This window comes from Bacillus sp. B25(2016b) (assembly GCF_001679765.1).
Classification (GTDB): domain Bacteria; phylum Bacillota; class Bacilli; order Bacillales; family Bacillaceae_G; genus Bacillus_A; species Bacillus_A thuringiensis_K.
This window is the reverse complement of the sequence record NZ_CP016285.1, coordinates 1,341,114-1,367,209: the sequence shown is the minus strand read 5'-3', so window position 1 is coordinate 1,367,209 and position 26,096 is coordinate 1,341,114. Positions and strand designations below refer to the sequence as shown.

The window sequence follows — 26,096 nt, the reverse complement described above, 5'->3', positions numbered from 1 at the left end:
ACTGGCGCTACGGGTGCTCAAGGTGTTCAAGGGCCAGCAGGTGCTACTGGCGCTACGGGTGCTCAAGGTGTTCAAGGGCCAGCGGGTGCTACTGGCGCTACGGGTGCTCAAGGTATTCAAGGACCAGCGGGCGCTACTGGCGCTACGGGTGCTCAAGGTATTCAAGGACCAGCAGGTGCTACTGGTGCTACTGGACCAGCGGGTACCCCAATTCCTGTAACGATCGCGGCAATCGGAAACTCCAATGCTCAAACAATATCCCCTGGAACGAATATCCAATTTAATCAAGTTTTTGAAATAAATAACATTAATTTCAATGACACTGCAGATACTTTAACAATTTTAGAAACAGGCGTATATGATATTAGTTTCTCAGCGTCTACAACTTTCCCAGGCTCTTCACCGTTTGGATTCGGTATTTCATTCAACGGCCAACCACCTACTCGTAATTTCTCAACTAACGTTATCGGTAGTGCTGTATCGTTCTCTACAATCGTTACTTTACAAGCTGGTACAACAATTTCTGTACAACCTACAGCAAACACTATTTCTATTCCTAACACGGGCGATACAACTGCAACACTATCTGTATTCCGAATTTACTAATTTTCGCTTGAAAATTATATTTATAATAATATGTATCGTTTAACCGTGCATTAAATCTCTCTTTATATAGAAAGGAGCACTTATTTGGGAGGATAAGTGCTCCTTCTTTACGTTTCTTTACCTCAAATTTACTCTATCTTAATCCTCATTTTGTATGATAAATAGTGAAGTCAAAGATATGAAAGAGGGATGAAAATGAGAGTTATGTCACTAATACGCATTTGGTTTGCACTTATGGTATGCATTATTTTATGTTTAGGATGTTTTTTAACTCTAAAATATTCCACTATATCAAAAGCAGAGAGAAAAACTACTCCATACAAACTTCTATATACGAAACAAAGCAACATCCCTTATTCCAATGCCACAAAGAATGAAAAAAAAGTTATAAAAGGAATGCTTATTACAAAAGCTTCTAGTTCCGAGGCGTTACTTCAGATTGCTGAAACGATTAAAGTTCAGTATACAAATAAAAAAATCGATGAAATTACACTTTCTATCCACAATGAAAATAACGGTAATTACGAAGAGGAATTACCTTACGAACCTATTAGTAAAGGCAAAATAATCGTCACATACGATTCCGAATCTTTTGGCAGTACGAATATTATACTTAACGAGTAATATTATGTATCTCAACGGATATGGATTAATAGCTAATTAAGATAGACAAAAATCTCTACCGATTAAAATTTCATTTTGTTTTCATACAAAAAAAGAGGCGAATTTCTTTATTCGCCTCTTTCTTTTACCAAAATGAAGGAATCCATTCTTTCACTTTATCAAGCCACTCTTGTTGCTCTTGTTTTCGTTGTTGTTCTTCTTCTTTTCTTCTCTTCTCTTCTTCTTTTCTTCGTTTTTCCTCTTCTATTGTAGTCAATTGTTTTTTATAATCAGCCTCAGATATGAGCGATAACTGGAACGCTTTTTGAGCTGGATTTGCGTTCGCTTTTTTCATAATATCCCGGAACATTGTCGTCGTAATTTGACTACCACCTGGAACATAATGATCGCTATCTGTTTTATCATATCCTACCCAAATCGCACCTACCAAATCTGGTGTGTATCCAACAAACCATGAATCCTTTGCACCGGTGCTCGGGCCATTTACAATTTGAGTAGTTCCTGTCTTACCTGCTGTATCAACATTAGTAACTTTCGCCTTTTCGCCCGTTCCCTTTTCCACAACACCTTTTAATAAATATGTCATCTTTTGAGAAATTTTCTCGCTCGTCACTCGTGTCTCTTTCTTATACCACTTTCCAATCGTTTCACCTTCAGCATTTTGTATCTCTCTAATTGCATGAGCTTCCACTTGGACACCGTCATTTGCAAATGTACTGTATGCTTGAGCCATTACAAATGGAGATGTCCCCACATGCATACCGCCTAAAGCAATCGGATACGTACGATCTTCTGGTACTAATGGAATACCAAATCGCTCTAAAGATTTCAATCCTTTATCTAATCCAATTTGTTCTAATAGCCATACAGCCGAAACATTGTACGATTTTGCCACAGCTTCATACATTGTCACATCACCGTGAAAAGTATGATCGCTATTTTGTGGTTTATATTCTTTAATGTTAAATGGTTCATCTTTTAATATATCGTATACTTCATATCCTTGTTCTAACGCTGGTACATATACAGCCAAAGGCTTTAGCGTTGAGCCAGGTTGTCTTTTTAATTGCGTTGCATGGTTAAACTGTAAAAACTGATACGGCCCTCTGCCTCCAACTAGAGCTGGTACACCACCTGTTTTTGGATTCATAAGAACTACACCCGTTTGCATAAGTTGGTCTGAGCCACTATCTTTGAAATAACTATCATTATTCACAACGTCTTCTACAGCCTGTTGTTTTTTCGGGTCAAGCTCTGTATAGATACGATAACCACCCGCTAAAATTTCATTTTGTGTTAATTCGTACTTTTCCATCGCTTCTCTAACAATATAGTCTACATATTGAGAGTATTTTCCCTTGTATTTATCATCAACGCCTCGTTTTAACACAAGTCCGCTCTCTTTTTCTTTACTATACTGTTCGTCAGAAATATACCCTTGCTCTTTCATTAAACTTAATACAACATTACGTCTTTCAATTGACTTGTTAAAGTTTTTATAAGGTGAATACGCAGACGGCGCTTTAATTAAGCCCGCAATCGTTGCAGCTTCTGAAATTGTTAAATTTTTTACATCTTTATCAAAATAAGATTTAGCCGCCCTTTTTATACCCCAAGCACCTTCACCAAAATAAATTTGGTTCATATACATTTCAATAATTTCATCTTTCGTATACGTACGCTCTATTTTTTTTGTTAAAAAATATTCCTTTATTTTACGCGAAAATGTGCGGTCTTGTGTCAGAAATACATTCTTCGCAAGCTGCTGTGTAATTGTACTTCCCCCAGCTACAACTTCTCCTGCTGTAATATTTTTAAAAACCGCACTTATAATTCCACTATAATAAATACCATGATGGTTAAAAAATTCCTTATCTTCTACTGCAACAATTGCCTGAACCATAATATCAGGAATATCTTTTCTTTTAACGCCTTCTGTTTTTGAAGAAGCTAATTTTGTTGCAACCTCATTATTTGCATCATAAATTAAAGTCGGTTGTGGAACAGCTTGTTTTAATTCAGATATGTCTTGAATGGAAATTATTATATTTACAGCAATAAATAGAGTAACGAATACACTTCCCAATACAATTAATGAATTACGAAGTTTCTTCCTCTTATTGAACCACTCAAGCATTTTTTTAAAATGAGTGTTCTTCAATTTCATTCGTTCACTTCCTTCATTTATTTACACTCTTCTTTTTAAAAGGAAGAATATACCGCCTTTTAAATTTATTATAATAACGCAGTCATTCCTATAGTGTAAAGCTTTTCTTTTGCATTCATACTTTTTGCAAGAAAAGGACATTCTACAAGTAAGATATTCACTATTGGATATTAATATTATTAATAGAACAACGAGAGTTATGTTAAGTTTTTGTAAACTTTTCGATAAAATGTTTTAAAAAACGACAGTTTTTTGTTAGAATTGATTAGCCAATATATTTTACATATATTACTTTTGTGGGGGTAACAATAATGGTCTTTAAATCAAAAAAAGATAAATTTTCTGAAATGTTAATGAATGTTTCCGAAAATTTAAAAGAAGGCGCGCAGTTTTTCGTGGAGTATAAAATTAAAAATGCTAGCGATTTAAAAGAGTTTTCTATGCGCATGAAAGAGTATGAGTCAAAAGGTGACTCATTTATTCACGAAATCATTATGGAGTTAAACAAAGCGTTTATCACTCCAATTGAGCGTGAGGACATCCTACAACTTGCAATGAGTATGGATGATGTATTAGACGGATTAGATCACAGTGCTGGTCTGTTCGAAATGTATTCTATTACAGAAGCTGATGAATACATGATTAAATTCGTAGAAGCAATTAATCAATGTGCGATTGAGATTGCAAACTCTGTTGAATTAATGTCTAACAAAAAATTAGTCGACATTCGTACAAATGCGATTAAGATTAAGGATTATGAATCACAGTGTGATGATATTCGCCGTCATGCGATTAAGAACTTATTCTCTCGTGAAAAAGATCCGATTAAGATTATTCAATTTAAAGAGATTTACGAAGAGCTTGAAGAAGTAGCTGATAGCTGTCAAAGCGTTGCAAACGTATTAGAAACAATTATTATGAAGAACGCGTAAGGAGTTTGATCATGGATACACTCTTGATACTGACCGTTTTAGTAGTCATTTGCGCTTTAGCTTTTGACTTTATCAATGGATTTCACGATACAGCAAACGCTATTGCAACGGCTGTTTCAACGAAAGCTCTAAAGCCTAGACATGCCATTATTATGGCGGCTATTATGAACTTTTTAGGCGCAATGACATTTACAGGTGTAGCAAAAACGATTACAAAAGATATCGTTGATCCATTCGCCTTACAAAATGGTTCTCTTGTAATTTTAGCTGCTTTGCTTGCGGCAATAGCTTGGAACTTAATTACTTGGTACTACGGTATTCCAAGTAGTTCTTCGCATGCAATTATCGGCTCAATCGCAGGTGCAGCAATTGCGGCCGCTGGGATTAGCTCGCTAAATCTTAAAGGATTTATTAAAATTATTGAAGCTTTAATCATTTCACCGATTATCGCTTTCGTTATTGGTTATATCGTATACAGTATTTTTAAAGTAGTATTTAAAAACTTTAACTTAACGAAAACGAATAAGAACTTCCGTATATTCCAGATTTTCACTGCGGCATTACAAGCCTACACACACGGTACGAATGATGCACAAAAAGCAATGGGAATTATTACGATGGCTCTTATGGCTAATAACTATCATACTTCTAGCGATATCCCGTTCTGGGTACAATTATCTTGTGCTATCGCAATGGGGCTTGGTACTTCTGTCGGTGGATGGAAAATTATTAAAACTGTCGGTGGACAAATTATGAAAATCCGTCCTGTAAATGGTGTAGCTGCCGATTTATCATCATCACTTGTTATTTTCGGTGCAACATTCATTCACTTACCGGTTAGTACGACGCACGTTATCTCTTCTTCTATTTTAGGGGTTGGTGCTTCTCACCGTGTGAAAGGGGTAAAATGGGGAACTGCAAAACGTATGTTAATTACATGGGTTATTACACTTCCTATTTCAGCTTCTTTAGCTGCTCTGTTTTACTACCTATTACATTTTGTTTTCTAATCAAAAGTCGTCTTCCTTATTTTTTCCAGGAAGACGACTTTTTTGTGAACAAGCCTATTTCTCATTAAAAAGCGTGTATAATAATTGGTGGATAAGTTATTTAGAGGAGTTGGCAATTTTGGAATACATCATGTTACTTTTCATCGGACTAATCGCCGGAACAGTCGGCAGCCTAGTTGGGCTTGGAGGCGGAATTATTATTGTTCCGTTATTAATTGGATTACACAGTTTATCACCACAACTTGCAGTAGGGACTTCTATGGTAACAGTCGTTTTCACAGGACTATCTTCCACCCTTACTTACATGAAGCATAAGCGAGTAGATTATAAAAGTGGACTTATTTTATTTATCGGAAGCGGCCCTGGTGGTATTATTGGATCATGGGCAAATAAATTTTTAAACCAAGACACATTTTCTTTATACTTTGGGATTTTCCTTATATTCGTCTCAATTCTACTTATGCTTCGAGACAAATTAAAACCTCTTTCCCTCTCAAATACGTCTGTAATTAAGCGTTCTTTTACAGATAATGATGGAAATACTGTACACTACCAATTCCCACCGTTTCTTGCTATCTTTATCGCCTTTATAGTTGGGTTTATATCTGGATTATTTGGAATTGGTGGCGGTGCCTTACTTGTTCCAGCAATGATGCTTCTTTTTGCATTCCCAGCACATATTGCAGTAGCAACTTCAATGTTCATCGTATTTCTATCAGCAATTGTAAGTTCTGCAACTCACATCTCACTTGGAAATGTCAGCTGGATTTATGCATTAATCCTGATTCCGGGTGCATGGATCGGCGGAAAAATCGGGGCTTACATTAATACAAAACTAAGTGGAAATGCCGTAATTAATTTATTACGTATTACGTTAATTATTCTTGGAACTAGATTAATCATTATTTCCCTTTTATAACGTATTCTTTTTAGAATGCGTTTTTCTTATACACATGAATATAAAAATCCTCCGAGGAGAACAAATAAAATTAAACAAACACATAATAACATATAATTTGAAATATGTACTTTCTTCAAGTTGACCACTCCTATAACTGCGACTGTTATCTTTATGATAGCGAAAAAATAGTTCACTTGCAGTTACAGAGCGCTAACAATGCAAAATCAATTATTACAAATTTTATCCTTATATTTCATTTCTTTGTATATTCTATCGATTTAATAAAAAAAGATGTCATATTGACATCTTTTTTAATGAAGAAGTGACCATCCCATGAAGTCTTCATGTACTTGGCACGCCCTCTTATCGTTTCGATCATATAATTCAGCATAACTATCTGTTTCTTCATCATAAGCCATCGTATAAATAATTTGGCCGTCTACTTCAACGGATAAAACGACTCCACCTTTCATCTCTTCTACATGAATGATAGCATTCGCCGGAATTCTCATATCCGTCATTCTCATCGCATCTAACAATATACTAAACCCCCTACAGCGTATTCATTGCTAGTACTATTACACACTAAATAGTATACTACTGTAATAGCATACATTTCGTCAATGAAATTGCTGTTGAAATAGCATATTGTCTATATACATATACGCTAAAATAGAAGAAATAGAAACATATTAATGGGGGGCTAACATTGATTCTACACAAAGGAGATGTACTATTTCGTCAAGGCGAGGACGGTCCTTTATACTTTATAAAAACAGGCTTATTAAAAGTAGTTCGGCTAGAAGAAGACGGAACACCATTTTTATTCAACATTATCGTTCCAGGTGAAACGATACCTCATCATTCTTTAATTTCGCCGAAAGAATATCACGGTACAGCTATCGCTTTAATAAAAACAGAAGTGGAACCGATCACTAGTAATGAATGGTACGAGAGACTTCAAGCAAATCCCGAATCGTATGCTAACATCGCTATGCAATTGCAATCTAAATTAAGAATGATGCAACAACGAATTGATCAATTGACAACCGTCTCTCCGAAAGAACGTCTTCATCGTTTACAAGAATGGTTCACCCTATATTTAGGTGACATTCCTATATATGAAATATTAACACAAACCGAAATTGGCCAACTGATAGGTATACGCCGTGAAACAGTAAACCGTTTATTACGAGAACAAATAAAAAACGAGGTAAAATAAATACCTCGTTTTTTTGCTTATTGTAAGCTTGTTGCTGGGCCGAAAAATTCATAATGAATATGCTCTTGTTTCACACCTAAATCAGTTAGTGCAGCATTTATATGCTTCATAAATGCTACTGGACCACAGAAATAAAATTCTGCTTCAGTTGTCGGAATAATAGTTTTTAACCACTCACTTTCAATGTAACCTTCTTTATCAAAGTTCTTCATTTCTAAATCTTTTTCAGTCGGTGCAGAATAACAAGTATATGCTTTAACTTGTTCATATTCATTTTCTACTGCCTTAACGTGTTCTTTCATTGCATGTGTATTACTATTTATTGCTGCATGAACAAAATATACATTACGTTTTGAATCTTGTTCAATTAACGTATTTAACATACTCATCATCGGTGTAACCCCTACTCCACCACTAATTAGTACAACTGGTAATGTTGAATCCATATTTAACACGAAATCTCCTGCTGGTGCACTTACTGGTAAAACATCTCCTTCTTTTACATGTTCATGTAAGTAATTAGACACTTTACCGTCTGGTGTATCTACACTTTTTTCTTTTTTTACACTAATACGATAATATTCTTTCCCAGGAGCGTCGGATAAACTGTATTGACGATTATGTGTATATGTCTCACCTTCAATATTGATTTGAACCGTTACATATTGACCTGGGATGAATGAAGAAACTTTCCCTCCATCTTCAGGTTTCAAATAAAATGACGTAATAACATCGCTTTCCTTCACTTTTTTAACAATCACAAATTTGCGGAAGTCTTTCCATCCACCTTCTTTATGTGCAGCTTCTTCATACATCTCTGCTTCAATGCTAATGAATGCACCAGCAATGACACCATATGCTTCTCCCCATGCATTTAAAACTTCATCAGGTGCACCTGCGACCTCTTTAATGGCACGTAGTAAACATGTACCTACAATCGGATAATGCTCAGCTTTAATCCCTAAACTTCTATGCTTATGACCAATTTGTTTTACAACTGGAATAATTGCTTCTAAATTATCAATGTACGTTGCAGCTGCATAAACAGCATTCGCTAACGCTTGTTGTTGTCTTCCCTTTTTCTGATTCGTATGGTTGAAAATATTCAACAACTCTGGATGTTCCGAAAATAAAATTTGATAGAATCTCGTTGTAATTTCAACACCTTTTTCTTGTAATAATGGTACTGTTGACTTTACGATTTCAATTGTTTTTGTACTTAACATTGTATCCCACTCCTCTATTTCCTTAACTGTTTTTAGTTTAACTGAATCTTATAATGCAGATTGTGATTTTAATCACTATTAACACGGTGTTTTTGTGAATAATATATGAACATTGCATTTACAAAACAAAATAAGCTAACTAGAATTCTAGCTAGCTTATTATTTTGTTTGTATAGCTTGTTCAATTACTTTTATATCTTTCCCATCGCCAAACTCCGTATACCCCCAGATATTCGTTTCACCTCTATATTTATTTACGATAATATCCAAGTCATGATATACACGGTGGGCATACACTACATACTCAATATTTTGAAGTTCCACACCTTTTTTTACAATTTCATAGCTTCTATTTACATCGCGTTTTATTTTTTCATTCTTTATTTCCGTATGTATATTTTTTAAAGATTGTTCTTGTTGTTGAAACCATTGCTTAAGTTGATTCCAATCCCCGTCTGTATAATTCTCTGCTTTACCGTAATTTAAGAAATTATTATAGCTTTCATGTGTCATTCGAATAAAATCTAGCACTTTTGTCTCTTCTTGCACATCTTCTATTTGAGCTATTGTATTTACCTCAGCAGGCTTATTCGCATAATGTAACAGCACTTTCATAAGACTATAACTAGCCATGATCATCACGATAATAATTCCAAATACATTTAACAATTTCTTCATATACAGAACTCCTTCTCTACTAAAAATATTACAACGTATGACTATACATGTAACATTCTCTCGTAGAAATATAATTCCTGTATTAATTCTTCCTATCATTTCGACAATGTTTTTCTATACATTTCTCGTTGGCAAATAATCTTGTAAAACAATATATCCTTCATAAGCTGTGTAACCGAGTATAGCCATTAATCCGATATAACAAGCAAATACTGTCCATTTCGTTTTCGCATCCACTTTATAATAGTTTTCTTGTTGTTCCTTTTCTGTTTTCCATTCATTTAATTTTCTTTCTGACGCTTCAAATGCTTCCCTTATGTGAATTGTATACTCATCTTTTTCATCTTCATATGGAACATAATCTAACGGTTCGAACTTCGGTAAAAGATACTCTAACACTTCCATTTTTTGAAGTTCACCTATTTGTAACTCTTTTTCCCGTTCTCTTTGTCTTAATGCATGCATCTCATGATGCATCACATATATAGTCCGATGTACAGCACCCGTTTCTTTTAATTCCTCTTCAAGCCTAGTAACATATTCTTTCATCCCATCAATTTTATGCCCTAATTCCTTAATCGGCTCATCTCTCTTTATTACTCTATATAACTCCATACAACCGATAATAACAATAAATCCTCCCAAAATACTTTTAAAGTAAATTGAATAGCCAAGTAATAAAATAAGGCCTGCTCCCCAAATTTTAGTACTGACAACTGAAATAATTCTCCCACCATCTAGCGGCGAAACGGGAATTAAATTAAAGAAATTAATCATACTTCCAAGCAAAATAACAAGCGCCCAAAATGGCTCTTTCGTCATTATATAAAGCGGTATCGCTGGTAAAAATGACAGAAGTCCGAAAAGCGGACCCATATAGGCAATGTAAGCTTCATCTTTCGCATTTTTCGGCATCTCTTTCATTCCAATAAGGGCCCCCATAAATGGAATAAAGATTGCTGGCGATGTTGGAATCCCCTTTCTTTTGGCAGCCCATAAATGGCCCATTTCATGAACAAACAACAAATAAATGAGCGCTACTCCAAATTTCCAACCATATAGAACTGCGTATGCGCCAAGCGATAGAAACATACTAAATACCGTTGAAAACTTTGCTAATTTAAAAAATGCAAATACCCACTTTAACTTAGACAGTAAAAATAGACCTATCGCAACAATAATTCCCCATAATCCTTTTTTATTATTTTTCATATTCCTCTCCTTTATCTCTCATTAATGAATCATATTCATTCATCAAAGCTTGTTCTTTTCTCTATTATGACATATTTTTTTCTATTATTAGAAATAATGTTTATATAATCCATTTTAAGACAAAAATATAAATAAAAGGAGGTGTACACAAATGAATTTACAATCTCTTATAATAGGTGCTCTATCGTTTTTAGCTTCAACTCTTATTTTTTATACCGTTAGTTACGTATTATTATTAGATTTGTTGCCCAATCACGTATTTATTGCCCTTGTCATCCTTTCCGCTCTTATGATTTCTTTTCTTATTACACGAAAATCAATGAATGAGCCATCTACAAAAGCAAAGTAATAGAGAGGGGTGTTTTCCCCTCTCTATTATCATTTCCTAGGAAAGGCCATATAGATTTGACGAGTTTACATTCATTCCAATCAGTAAGGGCTAATTAAAGTCTCACTTTATCTTTGAAAATTCATTTTTTCACCATAATCTTTAACAATCTGAATTATATTTTGAAACAAACCTATTTTTTCTTTTTCACTGTTTAATATTTTCAAATCATAATTTTCGTAATATGTTTCTAATGATTTTAATTGTGATTCTGAAGCGCTTTTTACCTGCACAGTAGCATGCAATTCATATTGCTTATACCCTTCCTTTACTTTTTCACCTAAAATCATTTCACTCTCTTTTGCGCCAATTAATTTTTGAACTTTTTCTGGAAAATTGAGTTGCAAATAATATTCTTTCTCCTTCACTAACTTATTGTATAGTGATTGTGAAATCGTATACCGTACCATATAATTCACGTTTTGATCGCCTGTTTTAATATGAAACGCGGTAATCTGCAAATCTTTTTTTGTTACTTCCGTTAAAGGGCTTACCTGCATCTCATCTTCTTTTTGTTCTGAGACATTTGGAAATATATCCAAAAGCTTTTCCGTATCTTTTTCATTCAACATATACATAGCTTTCTTATATTGCACCCATCCTCGTCTATCTTCTCCCCTTAACCATGCATAATAAGTTTCTTTTTTCCCATCTCTACTAATGTGTATTTCATATTCAGGTTCACCGAAGCTTCCTGTTATTTCTTGTTTTTCAGCTTTATCCAAAATGTCTATTACTAACTTCGCTTCTGATTCTTGCAACTTTTTCTCTTTATGTTTTCTTTGTATAACGGTTACCCCTATTGTTTCTTTCACTTCATTCACCGTCTCTTCTATTTTTTTTGTTTCTTTTTTTGGCTCAACTTGACCACAAGCTGCTAGTAACATAACAAACAACAACACCAATACATATTTCCCTTTCAAATTAATCCTCCTTTTACGATAAGAAATCCTTATAATCTTCATACATAAAACAAAAACGTGACATCCTATTAAATACGCTATACTAATCATTGAAAGGAGGTCTTTATCATGTCCATTAATTTTCATGATGAAAATAATAAGTACACATATGCAACAAGAAACGCTCATATTTCTTGGGCTGAAATGGTAAAAAACATTACAGAAATACAAAACAAGCAAATAATTGATATCGGCTGTGGTGGCGGAATTTATACGAAAGAACTCGCTCTTATGGGAGCAAAAAATGTTGTGGGACTTGATTTTTCAAAAGAAATATTACAAGCTGCAAAAGAAAATTGTAACAACTTTCCAAACATTTCATTCGTCCACAGTGATGCACATAATCTCCCATACCTTAATGAAACATTCGACATAGTTATTTCTCGCGCAGTTATTCATCATTTACAAGACATTCCTACATTTTTACGTGAAGCTTCTCGTATATTAAATAAAAACGGTGTACTTATTTTACAAGATCGAACAATTGAAGATTGTACAATTCCAGGAAGTCCCGAACACATTCGCGGATATTTTTTCTCTCTATTTCCAAAACTTATTGAAATAGAGTCAAAAAGACGTCCAAAAACCAACACTATACAGACAGAATTACAAAAACATTCTCTTCATGTACTTCCCACACAAACACAATGGGAAATACGCAAAATACATGATTCTGTAGAAGCATTATTGCAAGATTTATCTCCTCGAACAGGTCGATCCATTCTATATGAGTTAACAGATGATGAACTTTCTCAACTTCTACATCATATACAGACCGCATTACAAAACGTCTCTCCTATTATTGAAAGAGATCGATGGACAATTTGGAGCGCGATGAAGTTGTAAGGAAGGAAGCCTCACAAAATAATGTGAGGCTTCCTTTCTTTCATAATCTAATTTTGCAACACTCTTGATATCCTCCACTTCTAGCCTGTGCACTTCCACACTTCGGACATACTAAATATCTAGACTGATTTGTCAACAAACTACCTTTTTGAAAGAGTAAAACTTCTGCTTGTTTAAACGAACGCGAATAATATAACCACATAAAACCAATTATAGCAATAATGCCAAATAATACTCCCATCGCAAGCATTTCAGTCACCTCTTTTGGTTTGTTCTTTCCAGCAAGTGGATTGTTGTATTATTCTCTATAAATTCAAACAATCCCTTCTTCACTCCTATAAATATCAATTTTCTCTATAAATTTTACAATTCTCCGCAAATTTTTACTCCCATTTTACAATTCATCATTCCCTTTACAACAACGAATATCACTTTCGATATTTTCGTATATAAATATATCTTCCAAAAAACATATTGACTTTCTAAAAAAAACATGCAACAATACTGTCAGAATACTTGAATAAAAATTCATTGACGAGAACGAGTACGTTATAGAACTGTTCCCCAGAGAGTTGGCGATTTGCTGAAAGCCAACGTTCAGTGCGTAACCGAAAATCATCTCCGAGAAGTAGAACCGAATGTTACAGTAAGTTCTTACCGGCCGTCCCCCGTTACAAGGAACACGTATCATGTTGTACGTCGCAAAGCCGTATACATATAGATTTATTTCTACATGTGTAAATTAGGGTGGTATCGCGGGTAAATATAACTCGTCCCTTTCTTTAGGGACGAGTTTTTTTGTGTTCTTACAAATGAATGAATGAAAAAGGAGGAAAAACAATGAACACTGTATCAAAAAAACATATTTTTTTCACGGGTCTTATGCTATTTTCTTTATTTTTTGGGGCAGGTAATTTAATTTTCCCTCCCATGCTTGGACAAAACGCAGGTGAAAACTTTTGGCCAGCAATGATTGGATTTTTACTAACAGGAGTTGGCTTACCACTACTTACTGTTATCGCAATTTCTCTATCAGGAAATGGAATGCAGCAACTTGCAAGTCATGTTCATCCATTATTCGGAATTTTCTTTACGGTAGTTGTATATATTGCCATCGGTCCATCCATGGGCATCCCACGTGTTGCAAATGTCGCTTATGAAATGGGTGTTAGTTCTTTCTTACCAGAAACAATCCGCTCTAGCAGCCTAGTGCTATTTGTATATACAATCATCTTCTTTACTATCGTATTTTGGCTGAGTTTGAATCCATCTAAACTTGTTGATCGTATTGGAAATATATTAACACCTATTTTATTACTCTCAATTTTCTTATTGTTTGTTAAAAGTGTATTCACACCACTTGGGCAATCAGGACCAGCAATGCAAGAGTATCAAACTTCTCCAATCTTCAAAGGATTTATGGAAGGCTACTTAACAATGGACACCATTTCAGCACTTGCATTCGGAATTATCGTTGTAAATGCAATTCGCTCTAAAGGTGTGAATAATCGTAAGTCCATTGCCATCGCCACAGCAAAAGCAGGGCTTATTGCCGCTACAGGGCTCGTACTTGTATATGGTGCACTCGGCTGGCTCGGGGCAACTAGCGTCTCTCTCGGATATGCAAAAAATGGTGGACAGTTACTTACTGTTATCGTACAACAATTATTCGGTCCGTACGGTTTGCTTCTATTATCTCTTATCGTTACACTCGCTTGCCTAACGACATGTGTTGGACTCGTATCTGCATGCAGCCAATATTTTTCAACGTTATTAACTACATTTTCATACAAAATGTTCGCAAGTATCATTTGTGCTTTAGGGTTACTAGTTGCCAACTTAGGTTTAACAAAAATCATTGCCATCTCTGTTCCAATTCTACTTGTTGTGTATCCAATTGCGATTGTACTCGTACTACTATCATTACTTCATAAATACTTCGGTGGATATCGCTCCGTTTATGTAGGCGCTTTGATTGGAGCAGCAATCGTAAGCGTATTTGATGGATTAAAACAAGGTGGTATTTCCGTTTCATTTATCACATCATATTTTGAATTTATCCCTTTATATAATGAAGGAATAGGCTGGCTAGTACCTGCATTAGCTGGATCTCTTATCGGCCTTACAATCGCTAAGCTAAGTGGTGCGAAAAAAGTCCCCTTGCTAACCGAATCTCATGAAGTAAAAGCATCCTAAAAAAACTCCCAAAAGGGAGTTTTTTACATTTGAGAAGCAGTATGATTAAAACTACTTATTTTATACGCTCTCGTATAATAATCGATATTTGTATCCACTGTTTCTACTTTGACAACATCGTAGCAATCTTCTTGCTTTATTAAAAATAAATAGTACTCTTCTGTCGCCTCAATAATTGCAATTTTATCTGTTTCAACATTATATTGTTCACAAAGCGCTTGTAATACGTTCACATAATCCCCTAATTTTTTAGACTTATCCATGCCAAATATAGTTTGAACTAACATATACATTCTCCCCTTTGTATGTACTGTTAACAACTTAATGATAACGCTTACATATATTGACGTCAATAATAAGATTCGGTGCAAATTAATAATCAGTGAGGACAGCTCCCCACTGATTAAAGTTTCACTGTATCATTTCGTCAATTGATGTCTAAACGCATAAATAACCGCCTGTGTCCGATCACTTACATTTAGCTTATTCAATATATTACTCACATGTGTCTTTACTGTTTTGAGCGCAATAAACAACTCATCTGCAATCTCTTGATTACTTTTCCCCTCTGCAATTAATAACAAAATTTCTGACTCTCTTTCTGTTAACTCCTCATGCAAAGGTTGCTCTTTCTTTTGACGCATACGGGACATCATTTTCCCGGTAACTTTCGGCTCTAATACTGTTTCTCCATCATAAGTAGCTCGTACAGCATCTGCAATATCACTTGCTCTTGATGTTTTTAACAAGTAACTGGTCGCCCCAGCCTCAATAACAGGATACAATTTTTCGTCATCTAAAAAACTTGTTACAACTACAATTTTTGCTTCTGGCCATTCTTGAATAATAGCACGTGTTGCTTCGACACCATCCATCTCGTCCATGACAAGGTCCATCAAAATAATATCCGGTCTTAATTGCAAAGCTAACTCTGAACCTTTTCTTCCATTTTCAGCTTCTCCAACTACTTCAATATCTGGCTGCGTTGATAAATATGCAGATACACCCATTCGAACCATTTCATGATCATCCACTAGTAATACTTTTATCATGATTCTCCCCCTCTCTCAATCATAATGGGTACTTTCACTTCTATCTGTGTACCTTTATTTGGAAAACTAAGCACTTTTAATGTACCACCAATTTCATGAACACGCTCTTGCATCGATCTTAGACCATATGAACCAGCCTTATTAACCCCTACTTTAAACCCAACGCCGTCATCAATGATTTTTAAAATCGCATATTGATCAATTTTTCGAAGGCGCACTTCCGTTTTCTTTGCCTTCGCATGCCGTAAAGTATTAGACAGCGCCTCTTGCACAATACGGAATAAGTGATCTTCTACACCTTTTTTTAATTGAATCGGTTCAATTAACCATTCAATTTTCATATGTTGCTTTCTAGACAGTTCTGTTAATAATTCTTCTATACCCTCTGTTAGTTTTTTACCTTCTAACTGTACTGGGCGTAAATGAAGAAGCAATGCTCTCATTTCTGATTGTGCATTTACGACCATATTTTCAACGAGTTGCAACTGCTTTTTCGTCGTTTCTGGAAATTCAGCTACTTGTTCATTAATAGCCGACATCATCATCGACATTGCAAAAAGCTGCTGACTGACAGAATCATGCAGCTCCCTCGCCAATCGATGCCTTTCTTGAGAAATTGCTTCTTGTCTCATCTCTTCATTCCAATGAGCTCGTTCATTCGTTACTTTTTGAAAGAGTCCAGCTTGCTCCTCTAATCGGCGAGCCAGAACGATTACTTTTCGTTCCACTTCATGAAATTCATCATCTGCAGTAAACGAAACATCACTCGGAAAATTCCCTCGCTCTACTTCAAATAGAAACGTATTTAATCCTTGTATACGCTGCTCTATATAGTAACCGATTGCATATCCTACAATTCCTCCGATAAGTAAACTTGTAGTCATAATAAACAAGCCAATTGGAACAGAAGCGATGGATTCCTTCCATAATAAATCATATACTTGTTGCTCGCTTTTCCATACATATACAATTGTACAAATGAGTGCGATACTAACTGAGGACAACATAGAATAACGAATATACATCCACGAAATATTTTTTTGTTTCTTCATTATACTTTCCTCACTTCCGTATCGCCTACGACAAGCGAAGAAATAATTTTTATACGACGAGGAGCCTCTTTATACTGCTCTGTTCTAAATGTAACATTGCGGTTAAACCCTGTCTCCTCATGACCTGGCAAGAGCACACGTCCGACAATAACAGAATGATTTAGAGACAATTCAATATCATACGGCACATATAAACGAATATTACCAACGACACCCCGAATAACAATTACCGTTTCCCCTTCTGGAATCATAGCAGTTGTTAAATCTATTTCCACATCACAAGCACCATATTGAACATTAATATCCTCAAGTTCATAAATATGATCCATCATTCTTACATTGCCTACAAACATATTTTTCAAATATGGTTCTGTACGATATATTTGCTTCTCTTCGTCTATAATCCCTTTTTCTTTAATTTCAACCTTCATTGCTTTTTGCTGATGTCCTTGTTGAATCAATTGATAACCAATTAAAGCTAAACAAGCAAATACGACAAGAACAAATGCTGCTGATGAAAATAAGAAAAATAAAAATACGATACCACCAACAAATAAAAATACATTTCCCCGTACATAACGATTCTTTTTACGATAATGCCTTCCAAACATAAGCATAATAAATGCAAAAATGAGACCACCTGGTTCAAAATGTCCAAGTATCATATCAAGAAAAAGACCGAATCCAAATATGATGAGGAGCATTCCCATTAATTGTGTCTTTGAAAAATGTTTCTTCATTTCAGCTCCCCCCTTCTTGTCACATATACATAGAAGAAAAGGCATTGCTTTCCAACACCTTTTCTCCTATCACTATATCATAAGCCTGTTTTATAATATACTACTATTATTTTGTTAACTCTTTCGTTAACGATATATCATTCTTTTCTTTCATTTCACGCTCAAGTTTTGCAATTTTCATATCAAATGTGTCACGCTCATGCTCTTCATTCATACGAGTTTCTAAGTCACGAATGTGATCTTCAATTTCTTCAAATCGTAAGAACGGATTATTTTCATCCATTTTATGCATCGCAGTATTCATACGACGATTTGCATGTGCCATATTTTCACGTGCCATTAGTTCCATACGCTTTGCGTGCATTTCTTTTAACTTATTTTTCATTTCAGAAAGACGACGCTCTAACTCATCAATTTGCTCTACAACACCTGCATACATTTCTTCTAATCGAGTTACTTGCCCTTCATAATAAGCTACCTCTTCTAAAGCACGTTCATGCAATTGTAATTCGCCTGCTTCTTGAGCAATGATGGCTTGCTTTGATCTTTTATTAACGAAATAACGCGCTTGCTCAAGCTCACGAGCAAAGTTAGATTTTAATGTTTTATGACGCTCAATTAACTTCTCAATTTTTGTTATTTCGCGCTCACTATCACGTAAATATTGGTTTAACATCGCAATTGGATTTTTTCTTTCCTTCTCATCTAACACGTTATGAAAATCAGCTAAAATTGCATCGCGTACACGTCCGAATAAAGATTGTTTCATTATAAATCTTCCTCTCTTCTACTTTATTTATAATTTGATTTATTGTTTTAATTTTTCATTAATTTGTTCCACTCATCTTCAAAGTTGCTATATGGTTTAGAACTTTCTGGAGCAGATTCAACAACTACATCTTTTTCTTTTTTCCACTCACGGTATCCGTAATATAAAACCACTAAAGCAGCGATACCGATTAATGCTGGCGAATGAGAAAGTGCAATGGATAAACCGATTAAACCAACAATACCCCAAGCTAACTTTCCAAAAAATGATTTAGCTCGCACAAATGATTTATAGCTCCAATATACAACTCCTGCTCCGATTGCGAACCCTACAATACCAGCAAGACTACCAAGAGCAATTAAAGCCAAAATACCGGCTGCGATAAACGCTAGAAATTGTTTCATCTTGTGCTTGCCTCCCTTCGATTTGATACTCTTATCTTAACTATTTTTTCATCTTTCCATAACGAGCTTAAGAACCGTTTTTAACTCAGACTTAAGACCGAGTCATATTCAGCCCTTTACGCAAAAAAACGTGCAGAGTCTATTCTCTGCACGTTTTTTTAATTACTAACATTCATATTAAATTAAGCTGTTTTATGATACTTTTTTTTCTCAGCTACTTTCGAAAACCTTGGAAACCCAATTAAAATAGAAACAATCCCACATACTCCAACTAAGATTGGATAAAATGCATATGGTAACAATTCAACCGGAGATAACGCTGCAAATCCTGCTGCCGTTAACATTTGGGCACCGTACGGAATTAATCCTTGCACACAACATGAGAAAAGATCTAATACACTCGCTGATTTACGAGGGTCTATTTCATATTGATCTGCAATATTTTTTGCAAGCGGGCCTGTAAAGATAATTGAAATCGTATTATTCGCTGTACACATATTTGTCATACTCACTAAACCAGCAATACCAAATTCCGCTCCTTTTTTCGAACGAATATTACGTGTTAATACATTCATTAAATATTGAATACCACCATTATATTGGATTAATTCAACCATACCGCCAATTAATATAGCAAGTAATACTAACTCCATCATACCGCCCATTCCAGTCGTTACACTTTTAAAGAAACTTTCTAACGTGTAACTTCCATCTATAAGACCGATAACACCAGATAGTACAGTTCCACCAGTTAATACAATAAGTACATTCCAGCCAAGTAGCGCTGTAATAAGTACTCCTGCATACGGTAAAATCTTTATCCAATCAAAGCTATGCGCTTTAACCTGCGTATCACTTCCTGAAGTAACTATTACTAATAGTACAATTGTGATAATAGCTGCTGGTAATACAATTAAAAAGTTCGTTTTAAACTTATCTTTCATTTCTGTTCCTTGTGAACGAACAGCTGCGATTGTTGTATCTGAAATAAATGATAAATTATCACCAAACATCGCTCCGCCAACAACAGTAGCCATCGCAAGCGCAATTGAGATATCAGTTTGACCACTAATACCTACAGCAATCGGTGCTAATGCTGCAATTGTTCCCATTGAAGTTCCCATCGCTAATGAAATAAACGCAGCAATAACAAAGATTCCAGCTATGATAAATCCTGGCGGTAAAATAGTTAACGCTAAATTAACAGTTGAGTCTACTCCGCCCATTCCTTTAGCAGTTTCAGAAAATGCACCTGCAAGCACAAAAATTAATACCATAATCATAATATCCGGATTTCCTGCACCTTTAGCGAACCGCTCGACTTTCACATTAAAACTTTCTTTACGATTCATCACTAAAGCGACTCCTACAGCAATTGAAATCGCTACAAGTATCGGCAATTTATAGAAATCACCTGTAATAATTCCAGAACCAATAAATAGCGCCAAAAATATCCCAAGTGGTAATAAAGCTAAACCATTTCCTCTCGTTTCTTTCAAAGTACCATCTCTCCCTAGTTTCAACCTTTTTCTAATGAATAACAAAAGACCTCTTCCAATGAGAAGAGGTCTTATACATCTATAAGAAACGCTCTTCTCATCTTTCAAGCACACGCTTGCTGGATTTGGCACAGCACTCTGAAATCGAGTCCGCTGCCGAGGCATCGTAGGGCCAGTCCCTCCGCCTCTCTTTATAAGAAGGTTTCATATTTATTTTTTAATAATAATTTCTTTCCTAACTTTACTCGCTTACAAAACAAAAGTCAATTGTTTTTTGTATAGATTTTTTTGGTAATTATACAAAAATGTGAATACAACAATCATTTTAACTTTTCGATTTCTTCTTCTAATATTGAAATCCAATAAAATTCACTATTTTTTATTGCAGCTAATATCCATTTCGTAGTGTACCAAGCTAACTCATACTCTTCCTTCGTGACATCGCCACTTTTATAAGCATCCTCTAGCTCCTCTTCATCTAATACATACACCTTACCGCTAGATAATAATACTACATCTAAATATAAATCATCAAAATAAGGTAAACCACGATCGTCTATTTTATATTCTTTCGCCACATCGATATAATATTGCACTAATTTTTTCTGATCATCTAACATAGCGGTAATCGCAAAGTTTTTCCCGTCTATGAAATATTGAATCCACATATACTGATCCGCTGCAATACAAAGTTCTTCACCATCATATTCTTTACAACTAGGCTTCCTCACCTTTTTTATATCCAGTATTCCGAGCATCCCCTCTTCCACTTGCTTAACCGTATAACCCTTCTCTATTAGCCTCTTCCATGAAGAACCGTCACCATATTTACGTTTCATTATGTCTGCTCCTCTTCTATATACAGAAAAGCTCCCACATATTATGTGAGAGCTTGTTCATATTATAATTAAGCCGCTTGACCCTTTTCAGAAATCTCTTTTAAATAAGCTTGTCCTTTTTCAGCGTCATATTGACCTTCCCACTTAGACATAACTACAGCTGCTAAAGAGTTTCCTACAACGTTAACTGCTGTACGAGCCATATCTAAAATACGGTCAATACCAGCAATGAACGCTAAGCCTTCAGGTGGAATACCTACTGTACCAAGTGTCGCTAATAATACAACGAATGATACGCCCGGTACACCTGCGATACCTTTTGATGTAACCATTAATACAAGCAATAATGTAATTTGTTGTGTAATAGATAAATCAATACCGTACATTTGCGCTAAGAAAATAGCCGCAATTGCTTGATATAAAGTTGATCCATCTAAGTTAAATGAATAACCTGTCGGAATAACGAAAGATGTAATTGCTTTCGGACAACCGAATTTCTCCATTTTCTCCATGATTTTTGGTAAAACTGTTTCTGAGCTTGCTGTAGAATACGCTAAAATCAGCTCGTCTTTTAAAATCTTAAAGAATTGGAAAATATTAATTCCAAATATTTTCGCTGTAAGTCCTAAGACAACTACTACGAAGAAAATCATTGCTCCATATACGACAATTAGTAATTTCCCTAATGGAATTAATGAAGCAAGACCAAATGTAGAAACTGTAACACCAATTAGTGCAAACACACCAAATGGTGCAAATTTCATAACTTGGTTTGTTACGTAAAACATTGCGTCAGCTACACCTTGGAAAAATTGAAGAACTGGTCTTCCTCTTTCACCAATTGCCGCTACACCTAAACCAAATAGTACAGAGAAGAAGATAATAGCAAGCATATCTCCGTCAGCTAATGACTTCATAATGTTCGTTGGAACAATATTTACAAATGTATCTGCAAATGAATGACTTTGTACTTGCTCTGTCGTATGTGTATATTTCGAAATATCTGTCTTTGTTAACTGCTCCATATTTACGCCTTTTCCTGGTTGGAAAATATTCGCTATTAATAGACCAACAATAATTGCAATTGTTGTAATAATTTCAAAGTAAATAATTGTTTTTCCGCCTAGTCGACCTAGTTTTTTAACATCGCCAACACCAGCAACCCCAACAACAATGCTTGCTACAACAATCGGTACAACGATCATTTTAATTAATCGGATGAAAATATCACCAATTGGTTGTAAGTACTTCACAACAGCTGGATTATCAAAGAAAATCGCCCCAACCGCAATACCAAGTGCAAGTCCTATTAATATTTGCCATGCAAGTCCTATTCTTTTCATATTTGTTGTAACCCCCTCTTCGATGTGTCACTCTATCTCTCATTCTATCTCTATAAAACTTGAAATTAAGAGTATTACATATTATTCGACAATTCACTACATTTTGTCCCTGTTAAAAATCATAAATCAAAAATTTAAATCTGACAACAAAATAACTTTGCCCGAACACAAATAATTTTCTTGACAAAAAGCAGACCCATGTCAGAAAACCTAACATGAGAACGATTCCTCACTAGTGTTTTATTAGCTTTCCAAGCAATATCTCATCTCATAAAAACGATTACTTCCCTCCTTTATTTTACAGATAAATCCCAAAATATACCTTTGTTACACATATGAATAAAATGTAAGCACTATGACAATTACAGTTGAAAAATGATAAATTCCGACAAAACTTAGCAATTTTATAAATTTTTCTTTACATTATGATTACAACGATAGACACCCTTCTTCTTATGATATATAACATTCATAGGGAAAGGAGTCAGACAACAATGAAAAAGAAATTTGCAGCGTTTAGTGTTTTAGCAGCAGGAACGATTTTTGCTTCCCCGTTACTTTCACCCGTATACGCTGAAACGAATCAAGATAAATTATCTAATATTCAATCTGAATTAGAAGGCAAACAAAGTGACTTACAAAATAAATCAGTCGAGAAAGAACAAATAGAAAAAGAAATTCAAGAATTACAGAAGAAAATCGATGAATTAACTACTTCTATTAATAAAAATGAGGCTGAATTAAACGATACAAAAAAGGAAATTAGCAAAACGCAACAAGTAATTACTGATAAAAAGAAACATATAGAACAATTACAAACAAACATAGATACACGTCAGGAAGTTATTAAACAACGATTACAATCTATGCAAGAAAAACCACGTACAAATATCATTACAGAAGTATTAACAAACTCTACAAACATTGCTGATCTTGTTGATAATATGTACTCCGTAAGTTTAATATTAAACAACGATACAGATATTGTAAAAAAACAAACATCTGATCAAAATGCTGTAACAACAGAAAAAGAAGCTGTTGAGAAAAAAGAACAACAACTGAAAGAATCTGAACAAAAACTAGAACAAAAACAGCAAGAATTACAAAATAACCAACAACAGCAACAAACCCTTATTAACGATCTACATACGAAAGTAGCAAAAGTAGATTCAGAGATTGAAGGATTAGAAGAATCCAAAGGCATTTTAGAAAATCAACGTCAAGCTGTTCAAAGAGCAATTGAAGAAGAAAAACGTGCCGAAGAAGCTCGTAAAGCGGAAGAAGCTCGCCAGGCAGAAGAGGCTCGCAAGCAACAAGCTACTAAATCTGCTCAAAAAGCTCAAGCAGCCCCAACACCACATGATACAAATATCGGTGGCTTTATCAAACCAGCAGCCGGATCAAAAACTTCCGGATTTGGTGTACGTTCTTTAGATAACCATAAAGGAATTGACATCGCTGCTTCGGGAACGGTTCCAATTATCGCTGCTGCAGATGGCGTTGTTATTCGCTCAGAATTATCATCTAGTTACGGAAACGTAGTGTATTTATCTCACCGTATAAACGGAAAAACATATACGACAGTATATGCTCATATGAATAGCCGTTCTGTATCGAATGGACAAACTGTAAAACAAGGCGATCAGCTTGGATTTATGGGGAATACGGGCCAATCATACGGACAACATTTACACTTCGAACTCCATCTTGGAGAATGGAATGTCGGCAAGACAAACGCAGTTGACCCATCTCCTTATATCGGATTATAAAAACCTCGGTGCCTACCGAGGTTTTTTTATTTATACTTCACACAATATAGGCATTCTACATAGACTATAACTAAATGCCTCTAGTTTACGAGGTGATCCATATGAATACGCAATTACAACAAAAAATAGAAGAAGCTAGAGCGACATATATCAGCCGGATATTTACATTTGGCGGCTCAGTTTTATTTTTAATCGGTTCATTCCTCGCAGTCACCACAGCCTATAAAGCATATAATCATCTATTACATTCAACAACATAAAAAAGACGGGAGCTCCCCGCCTTTTTTTATGCAAACATTTTAAATACACCTATCGCATTTAAAAATACAATTATTACAGTTATCGGAATAACATAACGAAGTAAGAAGAACCAAATGTTAAATAACGTTTCCCCTTTCGTTTCCGTCACTTCTAATTCTTTCATCAACAATTCTTTACTCATTTTATTTGGTACAAATAATGAAATAGCTAGTACCCCTAACGGTAGCAATACGTTACTTACTGAAAAGTCGACTAAATCAAAGAATGTTTTCCCAAATATTTTCACGTCACTCATAATCCCAAATGATAACGCTGATGGAATACCGACTGCAAAAATAAGAATACCAATTAATAATGATGCTGATGGACGCTTCTTCTCATTACCTTTCGCAACAGATGCTACTACTATTTCAAGCATTGAAATTGCTGATGTTAAAGTCGCAAAGAAGAATAAAATTAAAAACATAATAAAGAAAAATTGACCAAATGGTATTTTTGCAAATACTGCTGGAAGGACGATAAACAGTAATCCTGGTCCTTCAGTCGGTTTAACTCCTAATGCGAAAATCGCCGGGAAAATCGCTAATCCTGCAAGTACTGTAACAAAAACAGTTAAACTTACAATAGATGTTGCTGATTTCGCTAAATGTTCCTCTTTCTTTAAATACGAACTATACGTTACCATTACTGAGGCACCTACTGTTAGCGAGAAGAAAGATTGTCCCATCGCATATAAAATCGTATCTGCTGTAAGCTTTGAAAAATCTGGCTTTAAGAAGAACTCTACTCCAGCAAAAGCACCATCGAGTGTTAACGCACGAACAATAATCGCAATAAATAAAATAAATAATAGCGGCATCATGTACTTACTTGCCTTTTCTATACCTTTCTCTACACCTTTACTGACAACAAAAATCGTACAAAGCATAAAGATAAATTGCGCTCCAATCGCACTTAATGGATTGGAAATCGTTTCACCGAACAATTGTCCATAATCAGCTACTCCATTCCAGAAACTTCCTGTCACACTATAATATAAATAAAGTAAAATCCATCCACCTACAACACTATAAAAAGATAGTACACTAAAACAAGTAACAACTCCCATACGACCAATCCAAGGATATAATTTGCTATTTGGCACTAGTACTTTATAAGCTGTAACCGCCTCTTTTTGCGTGCTACGTCCAATAACAAACTCCGCTATTAGAAGAGGCATACCTATAAATAAAGTTAATAGTAAAAATACAAGGAAGAATGCGCCTCCCCCGCCATTACCTGCAACATATGGAAATTTCCATATCGCACCAAGACCTACTGCGGCTCCGGCTGCTGCGAGTACAAAGCCGATTTTCGACGTCCATTGCTGTGTTTCTTTCATCATAAATTCTCCTTTTC

At 35.1% G+C, this 26,096-nt stretch carries 28 protein-coding genes, 1 riboswitch and 1 other annotated feature; of the genes, 11 read left to right on the top strand and 17 right to left on the bottom strand.

Translation table 11 applies throughout. The annotated features are described in order from the left end of the window. Positions 1 to 606, top strand: a 606-nt coding sequence (locus BAQ53_RS26590) for a Gly-Xaa-Xaa repeat protein (RefSeq protein WP_481747219.1), incomplete at its 5' end; no start/stop codon positions are given. Between the two features lie 195 nt (positions 607 to 801). Then, the gene (locus tag BAQ53_RS07070) at positions 802 to 1,230 is read left to right on the top strand and encodes a hypothetical protein (RefSeq protein ID WP_208906657.1); all 429 of its coding nucleotides are present in this window, start codon (positions 802 to 804) and stop codon (positions 1,228 to 1,230) included. A gap of 124 nt (positions 1,231 to 1,354) precedes the next feature. On the opposite strand, the gene BAQ53_RS07065 is transcribed toward BAQ53_RS07070, so the two are convergent. Further along, positions 1,355 to 3,397, bottom strand: a complete 2,043-nt coding sequence (locus BAQ53_RS07065; protein ID WP_000769237.1) for a transglycosylase domain-containing protein — start codon at positions 3,395 to 3,397, stop codon at positions 1,355 to 1,357. Positions 3,398 to 3,708: 311 nt separating this feature from the next. Between BAQ53_RS07065 and BAQ53_RS07060 the strand changes: the two genes are divergently transcribed. The 3 genes from BAQ53_RS07060 to BAQ53_RS07050 all read left to right on the top strand — a co-directional run bounded on the left by BAQ53_RS07060 (position 3,709) and on the right by BAQ53_RS07050 (position 6,258). Continuing rightward, positions 3,709 to 4,329: a DUF47 domain-containing protein gene (locus tag BAQ53_RS07060; RefSeq protein WP_000231449.1), complete on the top strand. Its 621-nt coding sequence runs from the start codon at positions 3,709 to 3,711 to the stop codon at positions 4,327 to 4,329. Between the two features lie 11 nt (positions 4,330 to 4,340). Beyond that, the gene (locus BAQ53_RS07055; protein ID WP_000380272.1) at positions 4,341 to 5,339 is read left to right on the top strand and encodes an inorganic phosphate transporter; all 999 of its coding nucleotides are present in this window, start codon (positions 4,341 to 4,343) and stop codon (positions 5,337 to 5,339) included. Positions 5,340 to 5,457: 118 nt separating this feature from the next. After that, positions 5,458 to 6,258, top strand: a complete 801-nt coding sequence (locus BAQ53_RS07050) for a sulfite exporter TauE/SafE family protein (protein WP_000455762.1) — start codon at positions 5,458 to 5,460, stop codon at positions 6,256 to 6,258. Positions 6,259 to 6,551: 293 nt separating this feature from the next. On the opposite strand, the gene BAQ53_RS07045 is transcribed toward BAQ53_RS07050, so the two are convergent. Beyond that, a complete protein-coding gene (locus BAQ53_RS07045; protein WP_000883009.1) occupies positions 6,552 to 6,779 on the bottom strand; it encodes a hypothetical protein in 228 nt (75 codons plus the stop codon). A 170-nt stretch (positions 6,780 to 6,949) separates the two neighbouring features. Here BAQ53_RS07045 and BAQ53_RS07040 point away from each other — a divergent pair, with 170 nt between their 5' ends. Then, positions 6,950 to 7,462 carry a Crp/Fnr family transcriptional regulator gene (locus BAQ53_RS07040; RefSeq protein ID WP_000600582.1) on the top strand — a complete coding sequence of 171 codons (513 nt, stop codon included), beginning with the start codon at positions 6,950 to 6,952 and terminating at the stop codon, positions 7,460 to 7,462. Positions 7,463 to 7,479: 17 nt separating this feature from the next. Here the strand turns inward: BAQ53_RS07040 and hmpA are convergent, their stop codons facing one another. The 3 genes from hmpA to BAQ53_RS07025 all read right to left on the bottom strand — a co-directional run bounded on the left by hmpA (position 7,480) and on the right by BAQ53_RS07025 (position 10,578). After that, a complete protein-coding gene (gene hmpA, locus BAQ53_RS07035; RefSeq protein ID WP_208906656.1) occupies positions 7,480 to 8,688 on the bottom strand; it encodes an NO-inducible flavohemoprotein in 1,209 nt (402 codons plus the stop codon). A gap of 159 nt (positions 8,689 to 8,847) precedes the next feature. Continuing rightward, positions 8,848 to 9,366 (bottom strand): hypothetical protein, encoded by a 519-nt coding sequence (locus tag BAQ53_RS07030; RefSeq protein ID WP_208906655.1) that lies wholly within the window; start codon positions 9,364 to 9,366, stop codon positions 8,848 to 8,850. 114 nt (positions 9,367 to 9,480) lie between these two features. Further along, positions 9,481 to 10,578 (bottom strand): site-2 protease family protein, encoded by a 1,098-nt coding sequence (locus tag BAQ53_RS07025; protein WP_000794471.1) that lies wholly within the window; start codon positions 10,576 to 10,578, stop codon positions 9,481 to 9,483. Between the two features lie 151 nt (positions 10,579 to 10,729). On the opposite strand from BAQ53_RS07025, the gene BAQ53_RS07020 reads away from it, so the two are divergent. After that, on the top strand, positions 10,730 to 10,927 hold the full coding sequence (locus BAQ53_RS07020; RefSeq protein WP_001053357.1) for a hypothetical protein: 198 nt from the start codon (positions 10,730 to 10,732) through the stop codon (positions 10,925 to 10,927). A gap of 107 nt (positions 10,928 to 11,034) precedes the next feature. Here BAQ53_RS07020 and BAQ53_RS07015 read toward each other — a convergent pair whose 3' ends face one another. Then, on the bottom strand, positions 11,035 to 11,889 hold the full coding sequence (locus BAQ53_RS07015) for a YhfM domain-containing protein (protein ID WP_000677058.1): 855 nt from the start codon (positions 11,887 to 11,889) through the stop codon (positions 11,035 to 11,037). Between the two features lie 108 nt (positions 11,890 to 11,997). Between BAQ53_RS07015 and BAQ53_RS07010 the strand changes: the two genes are divergently transcribed. Continuing rightward, a complete protein-coding gene (locus tag BAQ53_RS07010) occupies positions 11,998 to 12,774 on the top strand; it encodes a class I SAM-dependent methyltransferase (RefSeq protein ID WP_000026277.1) in 777 nt (258 codons plus the stop codon). A 40-nt stretch (positions 12,775 to 12,814) separates the two neighbouring features. On the opposite strand, the gene BAQ53_RS07005 is transcribed toward BAQ53_RS07010, so the two are convergent. Continuing rightward, the gene (locus BAQ53_RS07005; RefSeq protein WP_000880630.1) at positions 12,815 to 13,024 is read right to left on the bottom strand and encodes a hypothetical protein; all 210 of its coding nucleotides are present in this window, start codon (positions 13,022 to 13,024) and stop codon (positions 12,815 to 12,817) included. Positions 13,025 to 13,296: 272 nt separating this feature from the next. After that, positions 13,297 to 13,555: a binding site (T-box leader), on the top strand. Between the two features lie 59 nt (positions 13,556 to 13,614). On the opposite strand from BAQ53_RS07005, the gene brnQ3 reads away from it, so the two are divergent. After that, entirely contained in the window at positions 13,615 to 14,970 is a 1,356-nt protein-coding gene (gene brnQ3 / locus BAQ53_RS07000; protein WP_001099173.1) for a branched-chain amino acid transport system II carrier protein BrnQ3, read from the top strand. Positions 14,971 to 14,993: 23 nt separating this feature from the next. Here brnQ3 and BAQ53_RS06995 read toward each other — a convergent pair whose 3' ends face one another. The 9 genes from BAQ53_RS06995 to gltP form a co-directional block, all read right to left on the bottom strand. Next, entirely contained in the window at positions 14,994 to 15,332 is a 339-nt protein-coding gene (locus tag BAQ53_RS06995) for a DUF3992 domain-containing protein (protein ID WP_208906938.1), read from the bottom strand. 57 nt (positions 15,333 to 15,389) lie between these two features. Then, entirely contained in the window at positions 15,390 to 16,022 is a 633-nt protein-coding gene (locus BAQ53_RS06990) for a response regulator (protein ID WP_000598709.1), read from the bottom strand. Continuing rightward, positions 16,019 to 17,074, bottom strand: coding sequence for a sensor histidine kinase (locus BAQ53_RS06985; protein ID WP_000744331.1), 1,056 nt, complete (start codon positions 17,072 to 17,074; stop codon positions 16,019 to 16,021). The genes BAQ53_RS06990 and BAQ53_RS06985 overlap by 4 nt, the downstream gene beginning before the upstream one ends. Beyond that, on the bottom strand, positions 17,074 to 17,814 hold the full coding sequence (liaF, locus tag BAQ53_RS06980; protein ID WP_000716094.1) for a cell wall-active antibiotics response protein LiaF: 741 nt from the start codon (positions 17,812 to 17,814) through the stop codon (positions 17,074 to 17,076). Before liaF ends, BAQ53_RS06985 begins: the two co-directional genes overlap by 1 nt. Before the next feature lie 106 nt (positions 17,815 to 17,920). Beyond that, the gene (locus BAQ53_RS06975; protein WP_000814126.1) at positions 17,921 to 18,583 is read right to left on the bottom strand and encodes a PspA/IM30 family protein; all 663 of its coding nucleotides are present in this window, start codon (positions 18,581 to 18,583) and stop codon (positions 17,921 to 17,923) included. Between the two features lie 47 nt (positions 18,584 to 18,630). Continuing rightward, positions 18,631 to 18,987: a lmo0954 family membrane protein gene (locus tag BAQ53_RS06970; protein ID WP_000808640.1), complete on the bottom strand. Its 357-nt coding sequence runs from the start codon at positions 18,985 to 18,987 to the stop codon at positions 18,631 to 18,633. A gap of 182 nt (positions 18,988 to 19,169) precedes the next feature. Beyond that, on the bottom strand, positions 19,170 to 20,486 hold the full coding sequence (locus BAQ53_RS06965) for a Na+/H+ antiporter NhaC family protein (protein ID WP_000665488.1): 1,317 nt from the start codon (positions 20,484 to 20,486) through the stop codon (positions 19,170 to 19,172). A gap of 94 nt (positions 20,487 to 20,580) precedes the next feature. Beyond that, positions 20,581 to 20,686, bottom strand: a riboswitch (SAM riboswitch). A gap of 120 nt (positions 20,687 to 20,806) precedes the next feature. Next, on the bottom strand, positions 20,807 to 21,325 hold the full coding sequence (locus tag BAQ53_RS06960; protein WP_000824650.1) for a ribonuclease FAU-1 family protein: 519 nt from the start codon (positions 21,323 to 21,325) through the stop codon (positions 20,807 to 20,809). Between the two features lie 68 nt (positions 21,326 to 21,393). Beyond that, a complete protein-coding gene (gene gltP, locus BAQ53_RS06955; RefSeq protein ID WP_000821126.1) occupies positions 21,394 to 22,668 on the bottom strand; it encodes a glutamate/aspartate:proton symporter GltP in 1,275 nt (424 codons plus the stop codon). A 494-nt stretch (positions 22,669 to 23,162) separates the two neighbouring features. Between gltP and BAQ53_RS06950 the strand changes: the two genes are divergently transcribed. Further along, positions 23,163 to 24,437, top strand: a complete 1,275-nt coding sequence (locus BAQ53_RS06950; protein WP_000726084.1) for a murein hydrolase activator EnvC family protein — start codon at positions 23,163 to 23,165, stop codon at positions 24,435 to 24,437. Between the two features lie 101 nt (positions 24,438 to 24,538). Beyond that, positions 24,539 to 24,697: a hypothetical protein gene (locus BAQ53_RS06945; RefSeq protein ID WP_001095999.1), complete on the top strand. Its 159-nt coding sequence runs from the start codon at positions 24,539 to 24,541 to the stop codon at positions 24,695 to 24,697. Between the two features lie 26 nt (positions 24,698 to 24,723). On the opposite strand, the gene BAQ53_RS06940 is transcribed toward BAQ53_RS06945, so the two are convergent. Further along, positions 24,724 to 26,079 carry a sodium-dependent transporter gene (locus tag BAQ53_RS06940; RefSeq protein WP_000665432.1) on the bottom strand — a complete coding sequence of 452 codons (1,356 nt, stop codon included), beginning with the start codon at positions 26,077 to 26,079 and terminating at the stop codon, positions 24,724 to 24,726. Positions 26,080 to 26,096 lie beyond the last annotated feature (17 nt).

What these genes read in the sequence shown, in the direction of transcription:
- BAQ53_RS06970 (WP_000808640.1), bottom strand. Translation starts at nt 18,987, where the DNA reads ATGAAACAATTTCTAGCGTTTATCGCAGCCGGTATTTTGGCTTTAATT.
- BAQ53_RS07055 (WP_000380272.1), top strand. Translation starts at nt 4,341, where the DNA reads ATGGATACACTCTTGATACTGACCGTTTTAGTAGTCATTTGCGCTTTA.
- BAQ53_RS06975 (WP_000814126.1), bottom strand. Translation starts at nt 18,583, where the DNA reads ATGAAACAATCTTTATTCGGACGTGTACGCGATGCAATTTTAGCTGAT.
- hmpA (WP_208906656.1), bottom strand. Translation starts at nt 8,688, where the DNA reads ATGTTAAGTACAAAAACAATTGAAATCGTAAAGTCAACAGTACCATTA.
- BAQ53_RS07005 (WP_000880630.1), bottom strand. Translation starts at nt 13,024, where the DNA reads ATGCTTGCGATGGGAGTATTATTTGGCATTATTGCTATAATTGGTTTT.
- brnQ3 (WP_001099173.1), top strand. Translation starts at nt 13,615, where the DNA reads ATGAACACTGTATCAAAAAAACATATTTTTTTCACGGGTCTTATGCTA.
- BAQ53_RS06950 (WP_000726084.1), top strand. Translation starts at nt 23,163, where the DNA reads ATGAAAAAGAAATTTGCAGCGTTTAGTGTTTTAGCAGCAGGAACGATT.
- BAQ53_RS07070 (WP_208906657.1), top strand. Translation starts at nt 802, where the DNA reads ATGAGAGTTATGTCACTAATACGCATTTGGTTTGCACTTATGGTATGC.
- BAQ53_RS06960 (WP_000824650.1), bottom strand. Translation starts at nt 21,325, where the DNA reads ATGAAACGTAAATATGGTGACGGTTCTTCATGGAAGAGGCTAATAGAG.
- BAQ53_RS07025 (WP_000794471.1), bottom strand. Translation starts at nt 10,578, where the DNA reads ATGAAAAATAATAAAAAAGGATTATGGGGAATTATTGTTGCGATAGGT.
- gltP (WP_000821126.1), bottom strand. Translation starts at nt 22,668, where the DNA reads ATGAAAAGAATAGGACTTGCATGGCAAATATTAATAGGACTTGCACTT.
- liaF (WP_000716094.1), bottom strand. Translation starts at nt 17,814, where the DNA reads ATGAAGAAACATTTTTCAAAGACACAATTAATGGGAATGCTCCTCATC.
- BAQ53_RS07060 (WP_000231449.1), top strand. Translation starts at nt 3,709, where the DNA reads ATGGTCTTTAAATCAAAAAAAGATAAATTTTCTGAAATGTTAATGAAT.
- BAQ53_RS07065 (WP_000769237.1), bottom strand. Translation starts at nt 3,397, where the DNA reads ATGAAATTGAAGAACACTCATTTTAAAAAAATGCTTGAGTGGTTCAAT.
- BAQ53_RS06990 (WP_000598709.1), bottom strand. Translation starts at nt 16,022, where the DNA reads ATGATAAAAGTATTACTAGTGGATGATCATGAAATGGTTCGAATGGGT.
- BAQ53_RS07010 (WP_000026277.1), top strand. Translation starts at nt 11,998, where the DNA reads ATGTCCATTAATTTTCATGATGAAAATAATAAGTACACATATGCAACA.
- BAQ53_RS06945 (WP_001095999.1), top strand. Translation starts at nt 24,539, where the DNA reads ATGAATACGCAATTACAACAAAAAATAGAAGAAGCTAGAGCGACATAT.
- BAQ53_RS07020 (WP_001053357.1), top strand. Translation starts at nt 10,730, where the DNA reads ATGAATTTACAATCTCTTATAATAGGTGCTCTATCGTTTTTAGCTTCA.
- BAQ53_RS06940 (WP_000665432.1), bottom strand. Translation starts at nt 26,079, where the DNA reads ATGAAAGAAACACAGCAATGGACGTCGAAAATCGGCTTTGTACTCGCA.
- BAQ53_RS06985 (WP_000744331.1), bottom strand. Translation starts at nt 17,074, where the DNA reads ATGAAGAAACAAAAAAATATTTCGTGGATGTATATTCGTTATTCTATG.
- BAQ53_RS07030 (WP_208906655.1), bottom strand. Translation starts at nt 9,366, where the DNA reads ATGAAGAAATTGTTAAATGTATTTGGAATTATTATCGTGATGATCATG.